Raw genomic sequence first — 15,354 nt, 5'->3', positions numbered from 1 at the left:
GAAACAATACATTGATAAGCAGTACGATTAAGATCATTTCTTAGTCGTACTGCTTTTTTTATACCTTTGGTTTCATGGATCTATTTACCAGACTGGAACTATTTGCCGGGCAATTCCCGGATAAGCTTGCTTATGGATTTGTAGAAAAAGAAGGAGGGTTCTCGGAGGAGCTAAGCTATCAGGCATTGTTGGAAGCCGTTCAGGGCGCGGCACATCAGTTAAGACAAATATGCGATGCACAGGCGCGGGTCATCATCCTCCTTCCCGCTGAGGCTGCATTTATAAAAGTTTTCCTGGCTTCCTTGCATGCAGGTCTGATTGCCGTGCCCTGCCCCATTGGCTACTCCGAACCAGCCATTCAAAGGATTTTGAACATTATAAAAGATTGCGACGCTTCCGTGATCATTACCAACAGAAAATCCTTTAAAATGCTTTCGCAGCGACAAACGGAAGCTTCTATTACATTAAGGGAATTAAATATCGGTTGGTTTTTCACGGATGATCTGGACAATCAGACTACAAATACGCCGACAAAGAAACTCAGTGCTTCAAACGAAGCAGCCTACTTGCAATATACGTCGGGGTCAACAGGACAGCCGAAAGGCGTAATGGTGAGCCATGCCAATCTTACGGCTAACCTCAATGCGATCAACAATTGCTTCGGCAGGACGGCTGCGGACACCTCGGTTACATGGCTTCCGCATTATCATGACATGGGACTGGTGGACGGGCTGCTATCTCCTGTATTTACTGGTGGGACCGGCCTCATCATTGCCCCTATTTTGTTCATTACCAAGCCAGTTTTGCTGCTCGAAACCATTTCCCGTCATAAAGCGGGATTTTGCGGCGGCCCTGGTTTCGGGCTGGATCATTGCGTTGCCAAAATAAAACCTGAGCAACTGCACACCTTGGACTTGAGCTCCCTGCGCGTCTTGTACGTGGGCGCAGAACCGATCCGGATTTCAAGTCTGGAACAATTTGCTGAAACAATGCAGGTTACCGGCTTTAAGCGCGATAGCCTTGTGCCTGCCTATGGTTTGGCGGAAGCGACATTGGCAGTGAGTCTGCATTTGCATGCAACGCCGATGATTTTCAGGCCCATTTCAGAAACGAATTCCAAAATGGTGGTCGCTTGTGGCCCTCCTGTTGAGTTTACAAATGTTGTCATTGTTGAGCCAGAACTACATACAATCCTGAAAGATGGCGAGATTGGGGAAATTTGGGTTAAGAATGATGGAGTAGCGCTCGGTTACTGGGAAAATCCTGCTGCCACCGCCGTCACTTTCCAGGCATTTACCGCATGTGAAAAAGGCCCGTTCCTCAGAACGGGCGACCTGGGATTTTTTGCTGGGGGTCAACTTTTTATCACAGGCAGAAAGAAGGAACTGATCATTATCCGGGGAACAAATTATTACCCGCAGGACATTGAGGAAGTGGTTGGTTCTTGCCATGAGTACATTCAGCCGCATGGCACGGCCGCATTTTCAATAGAAACTCATCAGGGCGAAGAACTTATGATCGTGAGCGAGGTTAAGAATAACGCTCAGAATGAAGCGGATGCGCATTTAATTAAAACAAACATTGCCAACAGTGTGGGCTTAGCCTTTGGTTTGTTGCCGCATAAAATAGTGCTGGCTGCTGTTGGGAAACTGCCAAAAACATCCAGTGGGAAGATTCAAAGGCTGAAAGCGCGTGAGGTTTTCAATGTAGATTGACGTGTTTTGTAGCCAATGGATCATTTAAACGACTGTTTTATTCATAAAACAGATAAAAACCTTATTTTCACACCACTAAACCGTACCAACGCCCCCTTTGACTTTTCCCAATGAATAAGACTTATACTGAAATCTCCGGCTGGATCATTGAACGTATTGCCCACCATGCCGAGCTGGAATCCGAAAAAGTTACCCTGGATGTCGAAATAGTTAATTTCCGTCTCGATTCCCTTCTTATGGTTAACATTACTTCTGAACTGGAAGAATGGCTCGGAATGGAGCTCAGCCCTTCCATATTCTGGGAAATGGGCACGATTGCAGCCACAACTGAATGGATATTGGAAAATCAGGAAGCCTGATTACTTCCTCATTGGTCATTTACTCAACTTTCACTTAAAGAATTTCACATGTCCGTAGCGACTATCTGGTCTTCTCAAAACAAAATCAGTCAAAATTATGCTGAACTGATAGACGATGTGCGCAAAACCAATCCGGTACATCTGAATGTTTTCGGCGACCTGGTTGTGATGGATTACAAGCATGTGAAAAAGATTTTTGCCGACTCCGAAAACTTCCAAAATTTCGATTTCACTGAGCGATTCAAAGTGGTTTCTTCCATAGCCAACAATGATCCGGCGCTGCTGGAATTTGGGGAGAGCCTGCGTCACTGGCTGCTTTTTATGAATGGTGATGCGCATGCGGAACATCGCAAATTGGTCAACAAAAAGTTCTATGAAGCTAATTATGAATCTATTACAATGGATGCGATCCATGAAGTGATAGAGACATATCGGAATAAGGAGGAAGCAGACCTGGTTGAGATCACCCGAAAATTCAGCTTTCTGATCATCAGCAAAATCATTGGTTTACAAAGTGAAGATTATGATTTTATTCAAAAATTCTCTTACGTGATTACCCTGATTTTTGAAAAAACATTGAATGTAAAAGACTTGTTGGAATGCGCTCAGATGTCGAGACAATTCAGGAGTTACCTGGGAGACGCACTGTCCCGACAGGAAAAGGACCTGACCAACAGCCTCTTGATTGAAATGAAGGAAATTATGGGAAGTTCGAGCGTGAATCAACTGATCGGAACGTGGGAATTTTTGGTGAATGCTGCTACGGAAACCACCACATTGTTACTCACAAGAAGCATTGCGACGCTAATTGAGCATAAGGATATACACATAAACTGGCAGGCGCACGATGGCTGCGCAATTGCCGTTGAAGAACTTATCCGATATGTAAGCCCGGTAAACTGGATCCCCCGACAAGTGAAGGCGGACATGGAATTTGAAGGTTTGCGAATAAAAAAAGGAAAAACGGTGCTGCTAGGCATCGCTTCCGCCAATCGCGACCCGGAAGTTTTTCATAATCCTGAAACGTTTATACCCACACGTAAACCAAACCCGCACATTGGCTTTGGTTTTGGCATACACCATTGCATGGGTGCCAGGCTTTCCCGCTTCGAAATGCAGAAGTTTCTGCCCCGTTTCATGGCAGCATTTCCGGATATCCGCCTCCATCCTGAAAAACCCGGTGAGTGGGATTCCAAGGTGTTTTTCAGGGGTCATAAGCATTTGCCTGTGCTTCTAAAATAAAGGCATAATGGTCAAATTCACTGATTTTACTTATCTACTGCTCCTTTTCGTCATCGTTGCGGCCTACTATCACACGCCTCAGTCAAAAAAGTGGGTGCTTTTGCTTTTCCTCAGCGTTTTGTTCAATGTCAGTTGGAGCGGCTATTATGTGATCGTCTGGTTCGGGCTCACGGAGATTTGTTTTTTTGGTGGCCAATATTTGGGAAATCCGGAACATTCAAAAAGGCAGCGCAAGACGCTATTAACATTGTTAGTAGTCCTTTGTTTATCGCCACTGCTGTTTTTCAAATATCTCATCCCTATTAACAACTCGTTTTCTCCGGTCGTTTTAAACTGGCTGGCGCCCATTGGAATCTCCTACTACACATTCCTGATCATTGGTTACCTCACCGACGTGCACCGGAAATATATTAAACCAGAGCCGCACTTCGGTTATCTTGCATTATATCTCGGATTTTTCCCAACTATGCTTGCCGGTCCGCTGGAACGTGCGCGGCAGCTGATCCCGCAATTAAAAAACCCTGTCCGCTATGATCCGGAGAACATTAAAGCGGGCATTTTTTTTATTGTCTGGGGTTTGTTCAAAAAAATGGTTTTGGCAGCAAGATTTGCGGATCACGTCAATCCGGTGTTTGATCAACCTGAAAAATACACAGCGTTTTCTGTAACATTAGCGGTCCTGCTATTCTCTATCCAGCTTTATTGCGACTTTTCTGGTTATTGCGACATTGCCACAGGATCGGCCAGGCTGCTTGGCATCCGGTTAAGCAAAAATTTCGCAAATCGCTATTATTTCACCCCCTCCCGAACCGAATCCTGGAATTCCTGGAACATTACCGTTACTTCCTGGTTTCGCGATTACGTGTTTTTCAACATTAGCAAAGGCGTTACCAACAAAATGCGGCTTGAATTTAACCGGCTGCTGACATTTGTGATTACAGGGTTATGGCATGGGCCGAGCTGGTCGTTTGTCATCTGGGGATTTTTACAATGGGCTTACATTAATTTTGAGATCAGGACGAAGCGTTTCTGGGAGCGATTTTATGGAGGCCTGGGTCTCAGGATTGGTTCGGATTCACACACCGTTCTGCGCATTATCGTGCGCCTGCTCACGGGAACGCTCATTATGGGTTGGTTCCGGGCAGCGGAGCTGGAAAGCGGTTTGAGATTGTACAGCGCCATGTTTGGCTTTCAATCCGGCGCACTTTCCATTTTAACATCCGGCTTCGGACTAACGCTTGTCTTATTTTTTATATTGGATTTTATAAATTATCAAATGGGTGAGAAAGAGGACATTGCGTCGTTTTTACTAAAAAGAAGCCCTTTGCAGCGGAACCTGTCGTTCCTGATATTAGCCCAGCTTGTGCTTATTTTCGGGCAGATTACCGTCGCCAATTTTTATTACATTCAATTTTAACGCTAACCATTTATGTACATCCGAACACACAATGGTTAAAAAAATATTGCTTTGGCTTGCTCTTTTTCTGGTTTTCAAATTAGCCCTCGCTCTGCTGGTTGGTCAGTTGACTACGGATCCCCGCAGAGACATTACAACACGAAAAAAACACTTGCAAGCCTTCAATCCCAACACTGTTTTCATCGGAACCAGTCGCACGCTTTATGGAATTGATCCTCAGATTTTCGACTCGCTGAATGCTGGAAAAACGAATAGTTACAACATGGGATTGTTCAGCCTGTCTTTTGCTAACTCCCTAAAAATAGCCCGGGACCTGATTCAAAATAACCCAAAGACAAAAACAGTTTTCGTAGAATTAAGCGCGCTGGATTATAGCACGATTCATTTAACCCCCGGCCAGGTTTTCAATGATGTATATTTCAGAACGCGGGTAATGCAAGCGGCGATAGGCGTTGATAATCACGAAAAATGGAGTGACTTTTTGATCGGATTGAATACAACACTCTTTCAAACATTATCCATCGCGCCCCAAATTGCTGCTGTTAAGAAAATGATTAAGCCAGTGAATGACCCTATTGAAGGACCGCCTAATCTCAACAAAAACGGCATGCAGCGTGTAACATTAATGATTCCGGATTTAAATACAATGGTCATTAACAACCGTTTCTACACAAAAAAGCTCACTGCATTTGATCAAAAATTTACACCCAACACTTATTTTATTGCTAAGATGAACGAAGTCGATGCGTTCGGTAAAATGCATGGAAAACGCGTTGTTTTTTACACGCCCAACAACATTACCAAGGGTGAATTTGAGATTTTATCGCAAGTTGCACCTTTCATTCCGCCAGCGAATTTCATTGCATTACCAAAAGATTCGAGTTTGGACGCTATCTTCCAACCTGAGCATTTATTTGATGCGCATCATCTTAATACAAAAGGATCAGCCATTTACACGCGCTACTTGCAGGAGCAGTTCACAAAAAGACACGACAATTTATAACTGACTTTAAATGCTTGCTTTTTCCATTCTTGCATATTTACTGGCTAACCTGGGCATTGGACTTTGGGCTTCCCGCCGGATTTCAACCACACAGGATTTTGTTTTAGCTGGCAGGCGACTGCCGCTTGTATTGGCAGCCTCCGCAACTTTCGCCACGTGGTTTGGCTCCGAAACCATCATGGGCGCACCCACAGAATTTGTCGAGCACGGCATTCTGGGCGTCATTGAGGATCCTTTTGGCGCATCGTTGTGCCTTTTGCTGGTTGGTTTATTTTTCGCGCGCCGGTTCTACAAAATGAACATTATGACATTCTGCGATTTTTTCAGGATCCGATACGGGCGTCACGCTGAGCTTATTTCTGCAATTCTCATTATTCCATCCTATTTCAGCTGGATAGCGGCCCAATTATTAGCCATGGGCGTTGTGCTGAAAGTGGTGCTTGGCTGGTCACTAATGACCTGTATTTTAGGCAGTTCCGTCATCGTCGTTTTGTATACAATATGGGGCGGCATGTGGTCTATCTCCATCACCGATTTTGTACAAACCATTATGATCATTGTCGGGCTGATCATTGTTGCAGCTGTGCTTTATGAAAAAGTAGGCGGTTTCACACCGCTGATTGAGGCCGCACCCGCAGGTTTTTTCAAATTCTATCCTGACTTCACTTTTGAAGCGTCGGTGAAATACTTCGCAGCCTGGATCACCATCGGACTTGGTTCTATTCCGCAACAGGATGTTTTTCAGCGGGTAATGTCGGCGAAATCTGCTGATGTCTCAGTAAAAGCAACATTGCTATCGTCGCTGATGTATCTCACCGTTGCACTGTTACCGCTGTTTATTGGCTTATGCGGCCATCACCTTTACCCGGAAACAGACAAAGACGGGCAACTGATCATTCCTAATATGGTTTTGCGACATATGAGCCTCCCGCTGCAAATCGTATTTTTCGGCGCGCTTGTCTCCGCGATTTTAAGCACAACAAGCAGCGCAATTATGGCGCCCGCAGCCGTATTGGGAGAAAACATTTTTAAATTTTTTAACCCAAAAATTACCGATCAGCAGCTGCTCCGGATCATTCGCTGGGGAATCGTGCTTATCACCGGCATTTGCATCTTAATGGCCGTGAGAGGTGAAAGCATCTTCGATCTCGTTGCGGAATCATCCGCTTTCAGCCTGGTTTCACTGTTTGTACCGCTCGCCGCGGGACTTTACTGGAAAGCAACGAATGAACTGGGATGCATTATTTCAATGGTCGCCGGGCTGGTTGCCTGGCTATTGTGCGCTTATATGGAAACGGAATATCCGCCACTCATTTACGGCCTTCTGGCGAGCATGGGGGGCATGATAATGGGCATAATCTGGGAGAAGGTCTTAACTCCAAAACCTGTGTAATATTCCTAGGGAATCAAGATAACCGACCCTATGGTCTCGCGCGATTCGATGTCCCTATGGGCTTTGGCAGCTTCTGAAAGTGAATATCTGGTAATGTTAAGCGCATCAAAAATGCCCGACTGCAATGCCGCAAAAGTGTCTCTGGCAAACAAATGCAGGCTGTCGTAATCAGAAATATAGGCATTCAGGACCGGAGTCAGCATATTGATAGATTTCGCTCGCAAAGCCGCGTGATCAATGTGCTCAGGCTGGCCCGAAGACGAACCGTATAAAACGATCTTTCCGCCTTGTTTGATCAGGCCGATGGATTCAGCAAAAGTGTCTTTTCCAACACCATCATAAACCACATCCACTCCCCTGCCTTTGGTAATGTCCAAAACCGATTTTGCAAATCCTTCGCAATGTGTGAGAAATACATAATCTATGCCATTTCCAACAGCAATCTGCCTCTTCCCTTCCGAACCAACTGTTCCGATCACTGTTGCGCCGAGCGCCTTTGCCCATTTTGAAACAAGCGATCCTACGCCGCCGGCAGCCGCATGGACAAGCACCACATCTCCCGGTTTAACCTTATACGTTTCCTTAACAAGCATTCTGGCGGTAAAACCTTTAACCATGACCGCCGCGGCTTCCTCCAGACTTACGTTGTCGGGAACATGAACGAGCTGATGCGTTCCCACGATACGAACTTCTGCATAAGCGCCCGGAATAAAATGATATGCTACACGATCTCCCACTTTGAAGTCGGTAACCCAGGGCCCTGTGGCTTCAATAACGCCGGCAGCCTCGATTCCAGGCACATATGGAAATGCTTTAACCGGAAACATTCCACTTCTGAAATAGGTGTCCACAAAGTTTAACCCAATTGCGGCCTGCCTGATCTTCACTTCGCCCGGGCCTGGTTCGCCCAACACTTCCTGGCTGTATGTGAGTACAGAAGGATCTCCTTGTCTGCTTATGTTTATAGAGCTCGTTTTATATGGTATTTCTATTATTTTATCTAACATGGCCTTTCTATTCAAAAAAATTACAGAACGAACGTTCTACAATTTGTCTTAATACTATTTTTTTATTGACCTGATCAGGAAGTCAGCCTGTTGCTTTACCAGTTCCGCGTCTCTATATACAAGGAAGAGCTGCCAAAACCCCGTGAAATTGGAAACGATAAAGTTTGCCAGCATTGCCGGATCTCTCTTTGTGCTGATCTCATCCGCCTTTTGCGCTTTCTTTACGAGGTCTTTAAGCACGGTAACAATGCTATCCGTATTCTCTTTCAAAATCGAATGCACTTCCTCGTCTTCCGAGGCCAGCTCAAACGCAGATTTCACCCCCAGACAAGTCCTGCCTTCTTCAATTGTCCGTGTGGCAGCTCTCTTTATTATTTTTTCAATCGCTTTAACGGGTGACTTCGCCTGATCTGTTGCCTGCACATAATCACTGAGCATTCCATCTGAATAGCTTTTCAGACACATTAAAAAGAGACTGTGCTTGTCTCCATATGTATCATAAATGCTTCCCCTGTTAAGTCCCATTGTGTCCACCAGGTCCTGCATAGAGGTGCCCTGATATCCTTTTTGCCAGAAGACGTCCTTCGCCATTTCCAGCTTTTCTCCGGGTTCGAATGCTTTATTACGTGCCATGATTATCAGACAATTATTATAGAACGTTTGTTCCAAAAAAGATCTATTTATCAATCAGCTGACTCAAAACAATGCTATCAAATGCTAGATGATAAATTTAGCCACTCCACCGTCCACTTTTAATGCAGCACCATTCGTACCGGACGACAATGGGCTCGCCACATATGTGACCAGATTTGCGATTTCCTCAACCGATGTAAACCGTTGCAGCAGCGACGTAGGCCTCGCATCTTTAAAGAAATCCTTTTCCGCCTGCTCCGAAGAAACCTGATTGGCTGCACCCAGCTGTTTCACAAATTCCGCTACGCCTTCTGACTTTGTAGGGCCCGGCAAAACCGAATTCACGGTCACATTTGTGCCTTTTGTCAATTCTGATAACCCTCTGCTGACAGCCAGTTGCGCTGTTTTAGTCATTCCGTAATGGATCATTTCTTCCGGAATATTTACCGCAGATTCACTCGAAATAAAGATGATCCGCCCCCAGTCCCTGGCAATCATTTTCGGGAAATAGTGCCTTGATAACCGCACGCCGCTAAGCACATTCACCTCGAAAAACTTAAACCAGCTTTCGTCTGTAATGTCCGTAAATGCCTGAGGTTCAAATATTCCCGCATTGTTAACCAGGATGTCTATTTCGGGAAGACTTTCCAGCAATGCGTTCACTTCTTCCACTTTCGAAAAATCTGCTGCTATGCCGGACACACTGCCGGCCGGATTATCATTTTGGAGCCGCTGGACAGCATCTTCCACTTTCGATTGTGTCCTGCCGTTGATCACGACGTTTGCGCCTTCTTTTAATAAATTTTGAGCAATTGCAAAACCTATTCCCTGGGTAGAACCACTTATAAATGCCGTTTTCCCTTTAAGTTGTAAATCCATATTATGTAAAATTTGTAAATTAACTTCATAACACGTCACTTTAAGAAATCGTCCGCATGAAAAACATTTATCTTTTCATTTTCTTCATTATCACATTTACTGCCCACGCCCAAAGTCCTCGCATATTGATCGTTACGGCACATCCTGATGACGAAACAACTTTTCCAGTGACTATTTTCAAGATTACCCACGAGTTGAAGGGATCAGCGGACTTAGCACTGATCACCGATGCGTCCGGCGGCTATAACGGGCTGGTTGCGTCGTCCTATTATGGAATGAACCTTGTGGATTCTGTTATTGGCAGGAAACATTTGCCTTTAATTCGCAAAAAGGAAATCCTGGCTGCGGGCGAAGTCCTCGGCATTGGTAATTTCTTTTTTCTGGACCAGCTTGATGATTATTATAACCGCAACGAGAAACCTTATCTCGAAGGTAAAAACTGGAACATTAAGTACGTGGAAAGTCGGTTGGACGAGATTTTGGCGAAGGGAAATTATGACTTTATCTTTTGCCTGGTTCCAGGTGAGGGCCAGCACGCGCATCACAAAACAGCCTCAATTAGCGCAATAAGAGCTGTTCAACGTTACAAAGGCGATAGGAAACCCATTGTTTTGGGAGGGCAAACGCAAAATAAAGGCACGATTTCTAAATTCACCAGACTGGAAGGTTATCCTGAAACAGCGATCAGCTTAACAGCTCCTATCTTCGAATTTGACCGGACTTACGGTTTTGGAGAAGATAAAAAACACAGCTATATGATTGTTGCGGATTGGGTGAAAGCGGCGCACAAGTCGCAAAGCGGCGACATGAACCAGGCCATGCATCGCGGCGATCTGGAAACATTCCTGTATTTCGAGATCAACGGCGCTGCGCGTATAGACGAAGTGAAGCAGTTATTTGAAAAGGTGAATAATGCCGGGTTTTCGAAAAAATAGCCTGTTTTTGATCACTTTTTGGAAGTCATTGTCATAAACAGCGAGCTGCCGAACGGTGCTTTTCGAATAATGAATTGCTCGGTTTTGGTGATTGCCCTCAATATCGAATTGATTATTGCACCTGGAAATTTCACATCGGAATCCAAATGTTGGACGTCGATCTTCTGCTTACGAATCTGATAATTCTGCCACTGCCGAACGGCCAAAATAGGCAATGATAATGCAAATGGCCAGTAAGTGTTACACTTGATACTCAAACCGGCAGCCTTTGCGTAATGTTCGAACTGGCTCAACTCGAATCTCCTAAAACTGCCTACGGCAATGTCATGTGTTCCTGAAAATGCTTCAAATGCATGTATATTAATGATTATCAGCCCGTTGTTGTTTAGCTTCTTTTTGAATGCATTTAAAGCCCGAATGATTTCTTCATCGGAGAGAAAATAAAGCGCGTCATTGCAGGAGATTACGTCAAATGTTTCACCTGGCTGAAAGGCATCGACATTTTTCAGATCGCCAAAACTAACGTTCAGGTTCCGGTCGCGGGAAAAATCGATGGCGTGTTGCGAGTAATCAAATCCGGTAAGATTACCATATCCGGCGTCCCGCAAAAAAGACAATAAACCGCCCGTTCCACAGGCAGCGTCGAGAATACGAAGGTTCAGATTTTCGGCTCCGAAATGCTTTTTGATATTGTTTAAGACCTTCCCGTGCAGCACCTGATACCACCAGAGCGCACGCTCCACCTCGTACATACGCTGGTATTCCAGTTTGTTCCCGATCATCCGACTTCCGCGCTGTTGTATTTTATAACATATTGTGGCTGACCACTCTGCGCCATAAAACTCTTACCAATATATTCCCCCAAAACACTTAGTAACGTACATTGAATTCCACCAATTGAGATTAATGTTGCGGTTACCACTTGCCACCCTTTTGGGTCCGGGCCGATGATCCATTGCACTGTGAGATAGGAAAGCAACACAAATCCAAACAGAGACAATCCCAGGCCTATTGGCAAAAAAATGCGGATAGGGAGGGATGAATAGCAAAATAAAATGTTGAGAAACAGCGAAATAAGCTTTTGCCAGGTGTAATTGGAAATGCCTTCCTCGCGCTTCAAATGTGTAACCTGAACGGTCCCAATGTTCCTCGTTATCCTGAAAATGAGCCCGTCAATATAGGGATACGGGCCCTTATATTTTGTAATTTCCTGCACAACCTCCTGTCTTATCAACTTAAAACTGGACAGGTAAAGGTCTTTGGGCTTGTTCAACAAATAACTTGTAAGCCAATTCACCAGCTTGCTCCCCAAATTCCGCCCTACTGAATGTTCTTTTTTAGAATAATAGGTGTAAACCACATCATTATCACCAGTTTCCGCGACTTTGATCAGTTTCAGGATTTCTTCGGGAGGATTTTGAAAATCGTCGTCGATCATCACGCAATAATCGCCGTATGCCCAGTTCATGCCGCACATTACCGCATTGAATTCACCATAATTTCGACGCAAGGAGATAAATCGGACATTGGAATAATGCTCGGCGAGTTGTTTGCAAACTTTTTCCGAGCCGTCTTTGCTACCATCATTTACCATCACAATCTCAAAACTCACTTCCGACAATGCGGATTGCAAGGTTTCTACGAGCGGCCTGATCGTTTTTTCGCTGTTATATACCGGAATGACGACGGATAATTTCATTGCTGATAATCGAATTGATTAACGGTTTGAATGATGTATGTGACCTCCTCGTCCGTCAGCACAGCATTTAAGGGCAAACTAACCACCTCGTTATGAATGCTTTCTGTGATAGGCAGATGTAAGTCGCGGAATTCCTGAAAGGCCTGTTGCTTATGAATGGGCAGGGGATAATGCACATTCGTCTGGATTCCATTGGCGTCCAGATACGCGATCAATGCGGAACGATCGGGATGCCGGATTACAAACAAATGCCAGGCGTCATCCTGAATGCGATCTGCTGGTGGCAAAACAAGATCTTTAACATGGATTTCGCTGATATAACGTGCTGCAATTGCTCTTCTCCGATCATTTTCAACATCCAGAAAAGGCAACTTTACATTCAATATGGCCGCCTGGATTTCATCCAAGCGGCTGTTAACACCTTGATAATCATTTCTATACCGAACAAGCGAGCCATAATTTCGCAAATATCTGATCCTTTCGGCTAGCGCTTCGTCGGCAGTTGTAACGGCACCCGCATCACCAAGCGCGCCCAGGTTTTTTGTGGGGTAAAAGCTGAATGCTGTTGCGTCGGCGATGCTGCCTGTTCTTTTGTTTTTATAAACAGCTCCGTGCGCCTGTGCCGCATCCGTAATTACTTTCAAGCCGTGTTGCCTGGCCAGCGCCATAATGGGTTCCATTTCACAACTCCGGCCGTAAAGGTCAACCGCAATGATGGCTCTTGTTTTCGAAGTGATATTTTCAGCAATCCGCTTCGGGTCCAGAAGCATGGTTAAGGGATCCGGCTCAACAAAAATTGGTTTAAAACCCAGATAAGCAACCGGTAATACTGAAGCAATGTAAGTATTTGCCGGGACGATCACCTCGCTTTCTTCCGGAAATTCATAAGCCATCAAAATCAATGTGATGGCATCAAGCCCATTGGCGACGCCAACGCAATGCGCTACATCACAGTAAGTTGCAAATGCGTTTTCAAATGATTTTAGCTCATTTCCCAAAATATACCAGCCAGAGCGGATCACCCGAAACGAGGCATCTTCAATGGCTTGCAAATACGGCGCATTAACCTCGTTTAAATCCAAAAAAGGAATCATTGAGATACGATCTGGTTCATCAGGTACGGTTCATCAATGTAGTCGGCAATGTCGTAGTATTCGTTCGAAAGCACGAGCAGAATTGCGTCTTCTGAAAATGAATCCATAATGTGCCAATCTTTCGGTTCAAGAATCAGACAGGAAATGGGATTATCGAGGACAAAATATTCTTCTTTTTCTCCATCATTGGAATATACCCGGCAGCTCCCGTGAATACAAATCAAGGCATTCCAGGTCTTGTGATGCCTGTGTCCGCCACGCTGGGTTTCACCGGCACCATAAATATAAAATACACGTTTAATTGTGCCTGGGATAATCTTTTCGAATACGGTAAGATTGCCTGCACCGGTGTTAAATGTGTTTAATTCAACTAATAGCGGCATATAGAAGATTGCAAAAATTTGCGTTTTTTTATGTTAATATATCGTTGAGGTACGCCTGAGCAATAATTCGTTTAGTAAAGTACATATATTTTTCTTTGAAATACGAAAATACCAGCTAGCAAAAATGATGTTTTCATATAAAATAATTAATTCATCAAAAGTCTAACTCTTACGATCATTGTCAAACACATTGTTCTTCTTTGATTAGAATTTCTTATTCTTTTTGTCATGTAATCAACGCATGCTGGTTTCAGCTGAACATATTCCAGGACATCATTTTGTCAAGTAACATGAACGCTTTCACGGGCAGCGGTTCCAGCCACAAAATCTTGTTATAACCCATATAAAAAACCTGCGGGTGTACGACGCAAATAATCATTGTGAAGAAAAGGATCAGCCTTAGGGAAGCCTCCGATGCGGTTTGATATAAAATAAAAAAAGCCGCCAGGATAAATGGAAACCCATAAGACAGAGCTCGGTCGATATCATGCACGTAAATGCCGGTCGCCAGGAGCACTGCGAAGCCAATAAAAAGCGCCGCAATAAGCCAGTAACGCCTGGTCAGAAATAGTGCAAGCAGTGCGCTTCCCATCAAAAGCCAAGTCCCCTCAAATGCCGACCAAATGCTGCTCCCGAGCCCATTCCTATGCGCATTTGCAAACAACACAGGCGTCCCGATCGTGGAGTAACTGTGATTGGGGAAATACGTTGCCAGAACATAGTTGCGAACTCCGAAATAGCATAACCAGGCAATCCATACCACGGCGCTCTCGCCAAACAATCCAGCCTTAATCATTCCGAGCAGGCTAAAATCCTGCTTTTCATAGGCTTTCACTACGATCCACCAAAGCAGTAGATAACCGCCAGCAACAACCGCGCGCTCATCCGTGAAAAAGGCGATTTGTAAGGAGATAAATGTGACAAATACATTACGGCTCAGCAGTGCGGTTAACAGGAAGAAATACGCAAAACCATCACCATATCCATGAACGTCAGCAAATGTCCATACACTGACGAAAATGTTGGCAATGGCCAATACGAGAAAACCTGTGATGACCTTATCCGCCGAAATCCGGAAAACGTATCTGCCAATGTTATAAAGGAAAAGTATGCCGCAAAATGCCTGTGCAATGAGGATCAGCACAACATTGTGATTTGTGATGAACGACAGGAATGGCAATGTCCATCTCAGGATCATGTTTTCGCGCCGGACGTCGTAATCCATGTCTCTTGGATGAAACAAATCCTGCGCCTGGTTTTGGATAAAAACCCATGCATCCAGCTTAACCCCATTGGTTTTCAGATGTGATACGAGCAATGAATACGGCGGAAATGCGAGAAATAGAGAAATTAAAACCGCAAATAATGTTAACTTCAATAACCAGTCTCTGTCGGATAATTTCGCTTCTGACCAGGAACAGAAAGACTCGTAGAAATTTTCGAAAAGCATAAACTTTGTAAAGAGCAAATTGTACCCAAATATACATTTTAATGTTACATTCAATAACAGGCTGCGTTTACACCTGTTACCTGATTTTAAATGCGAATCCATACCGTTAAATCGGAAATACTATACTATTTTTGGAAAAATTTAG

15 protein-coding genes are annotated in these 15,354 nt (G+C 44.5%); 7 read left to right on the top strand and 8 right to left on the bottom strand.

Features of this window, described 5'->3' with window-relative positions:
- Positions 1-74 precede the first annotated feature (74 nt).
- The 6 genes from NFI81_RS21575 (at position 75) to NFI81_RS21550 (ending at position 7,129) form a co-directional block, all read left to right on the top strand.
- Positions 75-1,715: a fatty acyl-AMP ligase gene (locus tag NFI81_RS21575; RefSeq protein ID WP_234615064.1), complete on the top strand. Its 1,641-nt coding sequence runs from the start codon at positions 75-77 to the stop codon at positions 1,713-1,715.
- Positions 1,716-1,825: 110 nt separating this feature from the next.
- A complete protein-coding gene (locus tag NFI81_RS21570) occupies positions 1,826-2,074 on the top strand; it encodes an acyl carrier protein (RefSeq protein WP_234615065.1) in 249 nt (82 codons plus the stop codon).
- Between the two features lie 48 nt (positions 2,075-2,122).
- Positions 2,123-3,316: a cytochrome P450 gene (locus NFI81_RS21565; RefSeq protein ID WP_234615066.1), complete on the top strand. Its 1,194-nt coding sequence runs from the start codon at positions 2,123-2,125 to the stop codon at positions 3,314-3,316.
- Positions 3,317-3,323: 7 nt separating this feature from the next.
- Complete coding sequence (locus NFI81_RS21560) at positions 3,324-4,733, top strand: MBOAT family O-acyltransferase (RefSeq protein WP_234615067.1); 1,410 nt, start codon at positions 3,324-3,326, stop codon at positions 4,731-4,733.
- A 31-nt stretch (positions 4,734-4,764) separates the two neighbouring features.
- Positions 4,765-5,736 (top strand): hypothetical protein, encoded by a 972-nt coding sequence (locus tag NFI81_RS21555; RefSeq protein ID WP_234615068.1) that lies wholly within the window; start codon positions 4,765-4,767, stop codon positions 5,734-5,736.
- Positions 5,737-5,746: 10 nt separating this feature from the next.
- Positions 5,747-7,129, top strand: a complete 1,383-nt coding sequence (locus NFI81_RS21550; RefSeq protein ID WP_234615069.1) for a high affinity choline transporter 1 — start codon at positions 5,747-5,749, stop codon at positions 7,127-7,129.
- A gap of 5 nt (positions 7,130-7,134) precedes the next feature.
- Here NFI81_RS21550 and NFI81_RS21545 read toward each other — a convergent pair whose 3' ends face one another.
- The 3 genes from NFI81_RS21545 to NFI81_RS21535 all read right to left on the bottom strand — a co-directional run bounded on the left by NFI81_RS21545 (position 7,135) and on the right by NFI81_RS21535 (position 9,648).
- Positions 7,135-8,136, bottom strand: a complete 1,002-nt coding sequence (locus NFI81_RS21545) for a quinone oxidoreductase family protein (protein WP_234615070.1) — start codon at positions 8,134-8,136, stop codon at positions 7,135-7,137.
- A 54-nt stretch (positions 8,137-8,190) separates the two neighbouring features.
- A complete protein-coding gene (locus tag NFI81_RS21540) occupies positions 8,191-8,769 on the bottom strand; it encodes a TetR/AcrR family transcriptional regulator (protein WP_234615071.1) in 579 nt (192 codons plus the stop codon).
- Between the two features lie 84 nt (positions 8,770-8,853).
- The gene (locus NFI81_RS21535) at positions 8,854-9,648 is read right to left on the bottom strand and encodes an SDR family NAD(P)-dependent oxidoreductase (RefSeq protein WP_234615072.1); all 795 of its coding nucleotides are present in this window, start codon (positions 9,646-9,648) and stop codon (positions 8,854-8,856) included.
- A 56-nt stretch (positions 9,649-9,704) separates the two neighbouring features.
- Here NFI81_RS21535 and NFI81_RS21530 point away from each other — a divergent pair, with 56 nt between their 5' ends.
- On the top strand, positions 9,705-10,583 hold the full coding sequence (locus NFI81_RS21530) for a PIG-L family deacetylase (protein ID WP_234615073.1): 879 nt from the start codon (positions 9,705-9,707) through the stop codon (positions 10,581-10,583).
- Between the two features lie 11 nt (positions 10,584-10,594).
- On the opposite strand, the gene NFI81_RS21525 is transcribed toward NFI81_RS21530, so the two are convergent.
- The 5 genes from NFI81_RS21525 to NFI81_RS21505 form a co-directional block, all read right to left on the bottom strand.
- The gene (locus NFI81_RS21525; protein ID WP_234615074.1) at positions 10,595-11,365 is read right to left on the bottom strand and encodes a class I SAM-dependent methyltransferase; all 771 of its coding nucleotides are present in this window, start codon (positions 11,363-11,365) and stop codon (positions 10,595-10,597) included.
- The gene (locus NFI81_RS21520; RefSeq protein WP_234615075.1) at positions 11,362-12,282 is read right to left on the bottom strand and encodes a glycosyltransferase family 2 protein; all 921 of its coding nucleotides are present in this window, start codon (positions 12,280-12,282) and stop codon (positions 11,362-11,364) included. Before NFI81_RS21520 ends, NFI81_RS21525 begins: the two co-directional genes overlap by 4 nt.
- Positions 12,279-13,376 (bottom strand): DegT/DnrJ/EryC1/StrS family aminotransferase, encoded by a 1,098-nt coding sequence (locus tag NFI81_RS21515; RefSeq protein WP_234615076.1) that lies wholly within the window; start codon positions 13,374-13,376, stop codon positions 12,279-12,281. The genes NFI81_RS21520 and NFI81_RS21515 overlap by 4 nt, the downstream gene beginning before the upstream one ends.
- Positions 13,373-13,759: a sugar 3,4-ketoisomerase gene (locus NFI81_RS21510; protein ID WP_234615077.1), complete on the bottom strand. Its 387-nt coding sequence runs from the start codon at positions 13,757-13,759 to the stop codon at positions 13,373-13,375. Before NFI81_RS21510 ends, NFI81_RS21515 begins: the two co-directional genes overlap by 4 nt.
- Positions 13,760-14,009: 250 nt before the next feature.
- A complete protein-coding gene (locus NFI81_RS21505) occupies positions 14,010-15,209 on the bottom strand; it encodes a hypothetical protein (RefSeq protein WP_234615078.1) in 1,200 nt (399 codons plus the stop codon).
- Between the last annotated feature and the right edge of the window lie 145 nt (positions 15,210-15,354).

It is taken from the genome of Dyadobacter fanqingshengii (assembly GCF_023822005.2).
In the GTDB taxonomy this organism is placed as follows: Bacteria; Bacteroidota; Bacteroidia; order Cytophagales; family Spirosomataceae; genus Dyadobacter; species Dyadobacter fanqingshengii.
The sequence above is the reverse complement of the archived record's forward strand: the minus strand, read 5'-3'. Positions and strand labels throughout refer to the sequence as shown.

What these genes read in the sequence shown, in the direction of transcription:
- NFI81_RS21575 (WP_234615064.1), top strand. Translation starts at nt 75, where the DNA reads ATGGATCTATTTACCAGACTGGAACTATTTGCCGGGCAATTCCCGGAT.
- NFI81_RS21515 (WP_234615076.1), bottom strand. Translation starts at nt 13,376, where the DNA reads ATGATTCCTTTTTTGGATTTAAACGAGGTTAATGCGCCGTATTTGCAA.
- NFI81_RS21525 (WP_234615074.1), bottom strand. Translation starts at nt 11,365, where the DNA reads ATGATCGGGAACAAACTGGAATACCAGCGTATGTACGAGGTGGAGCGT.
- NFI81_RS21565 (WP_234615066.1), top strand. Translation starts at nt 2,123, where the DNA reads ATGTCCGTAGCGACTATCTGGTCTTCTCAAAACAAAATCAGTCAAAAT.
- NFI81_RS21510 (WP_234615077.1), bottom strand. Translation starts at nt 13,759, where the DNA reads ATGCCGCTATTAGTTGAATTAAACACATTTAACACCGGTGCAGGCAAT.
- NFI81_RS21570 (WP_234615065.1), top strand. Translation starts at nt 1,826, where the DNA reads ATGAATAAGACTTATACTGAAATCTCCGGCTGGATCATTGAACGTATT.
- NFI81_RS21560 (WP_234615067.1), top strand. Translation starts at nt 3,324, where the DNA reads ATGGTCAAATTCACTGATTTTACTTATCTACTGCTCCTTTTCGTCATC.
- NFI81_RS21540 (WP_234615071.1), bottom strand. Translation starts at nt 8,769, where the DNA reads ATGGCACGTAATAAAGCATTCGAACCCGGAGAAAAGCTGGAAATGGCG.
- NFI81_RS21535 (WP_234615072.1), bottom strand. Translation starts at nt 9,648, where the DNA reads ATGGATTTACAACTTAAAGGGAAAACGGCATTTATAAGTGGTTCTACC.
- NFI81_RS21545 (WP_234615070.1), bottom strand. Translation starts at nt 8,136, where the DNA reads ATGTTAGATAAAATAATAGAAATACCATATAAAACGAGCTCTATAAAC.
- NFI81_RS21530 (WP_234615073.1), top strand. Translation starts at nt 9,705, where the DNA reads ATGAAAAACATTTATCTTTTCATTTTCTTCATTATCACATTTACTGCC.
- NFI81_RS21550 (WP_234615069.1), top strand. Translation starts at nt 5,747, where the DNA reads ATGCTTGCTTTTTCCATTCTTGCATATTTACTGGCTAACCTGGGCATT.
- NFI81_RS21505 (WP_234615078.1), bottom strand. Translation starts at nt 15,209, where the DNA reads ATGCTTTTCGAAAATTTCTACGAGTCTTTCTGTTCCTGGTCAGAAGCG.
- NFI81_RS21520 (WP_234615075.1), bottom strand. Translation starts at nt 12,282, where the DNA reads ATGAAATTATCCGTCGTCATTCCGGTATATAACAGCGAAAAAACGATC.
- NFI81_RS21555 (WP_234615068.1), top strand. Translation starts at nt 4,765, where the DNA reads ATGGTTAAAAAAATATTGCTTTGGCTTGCTCTTTTTCTGGTTTTCAAA.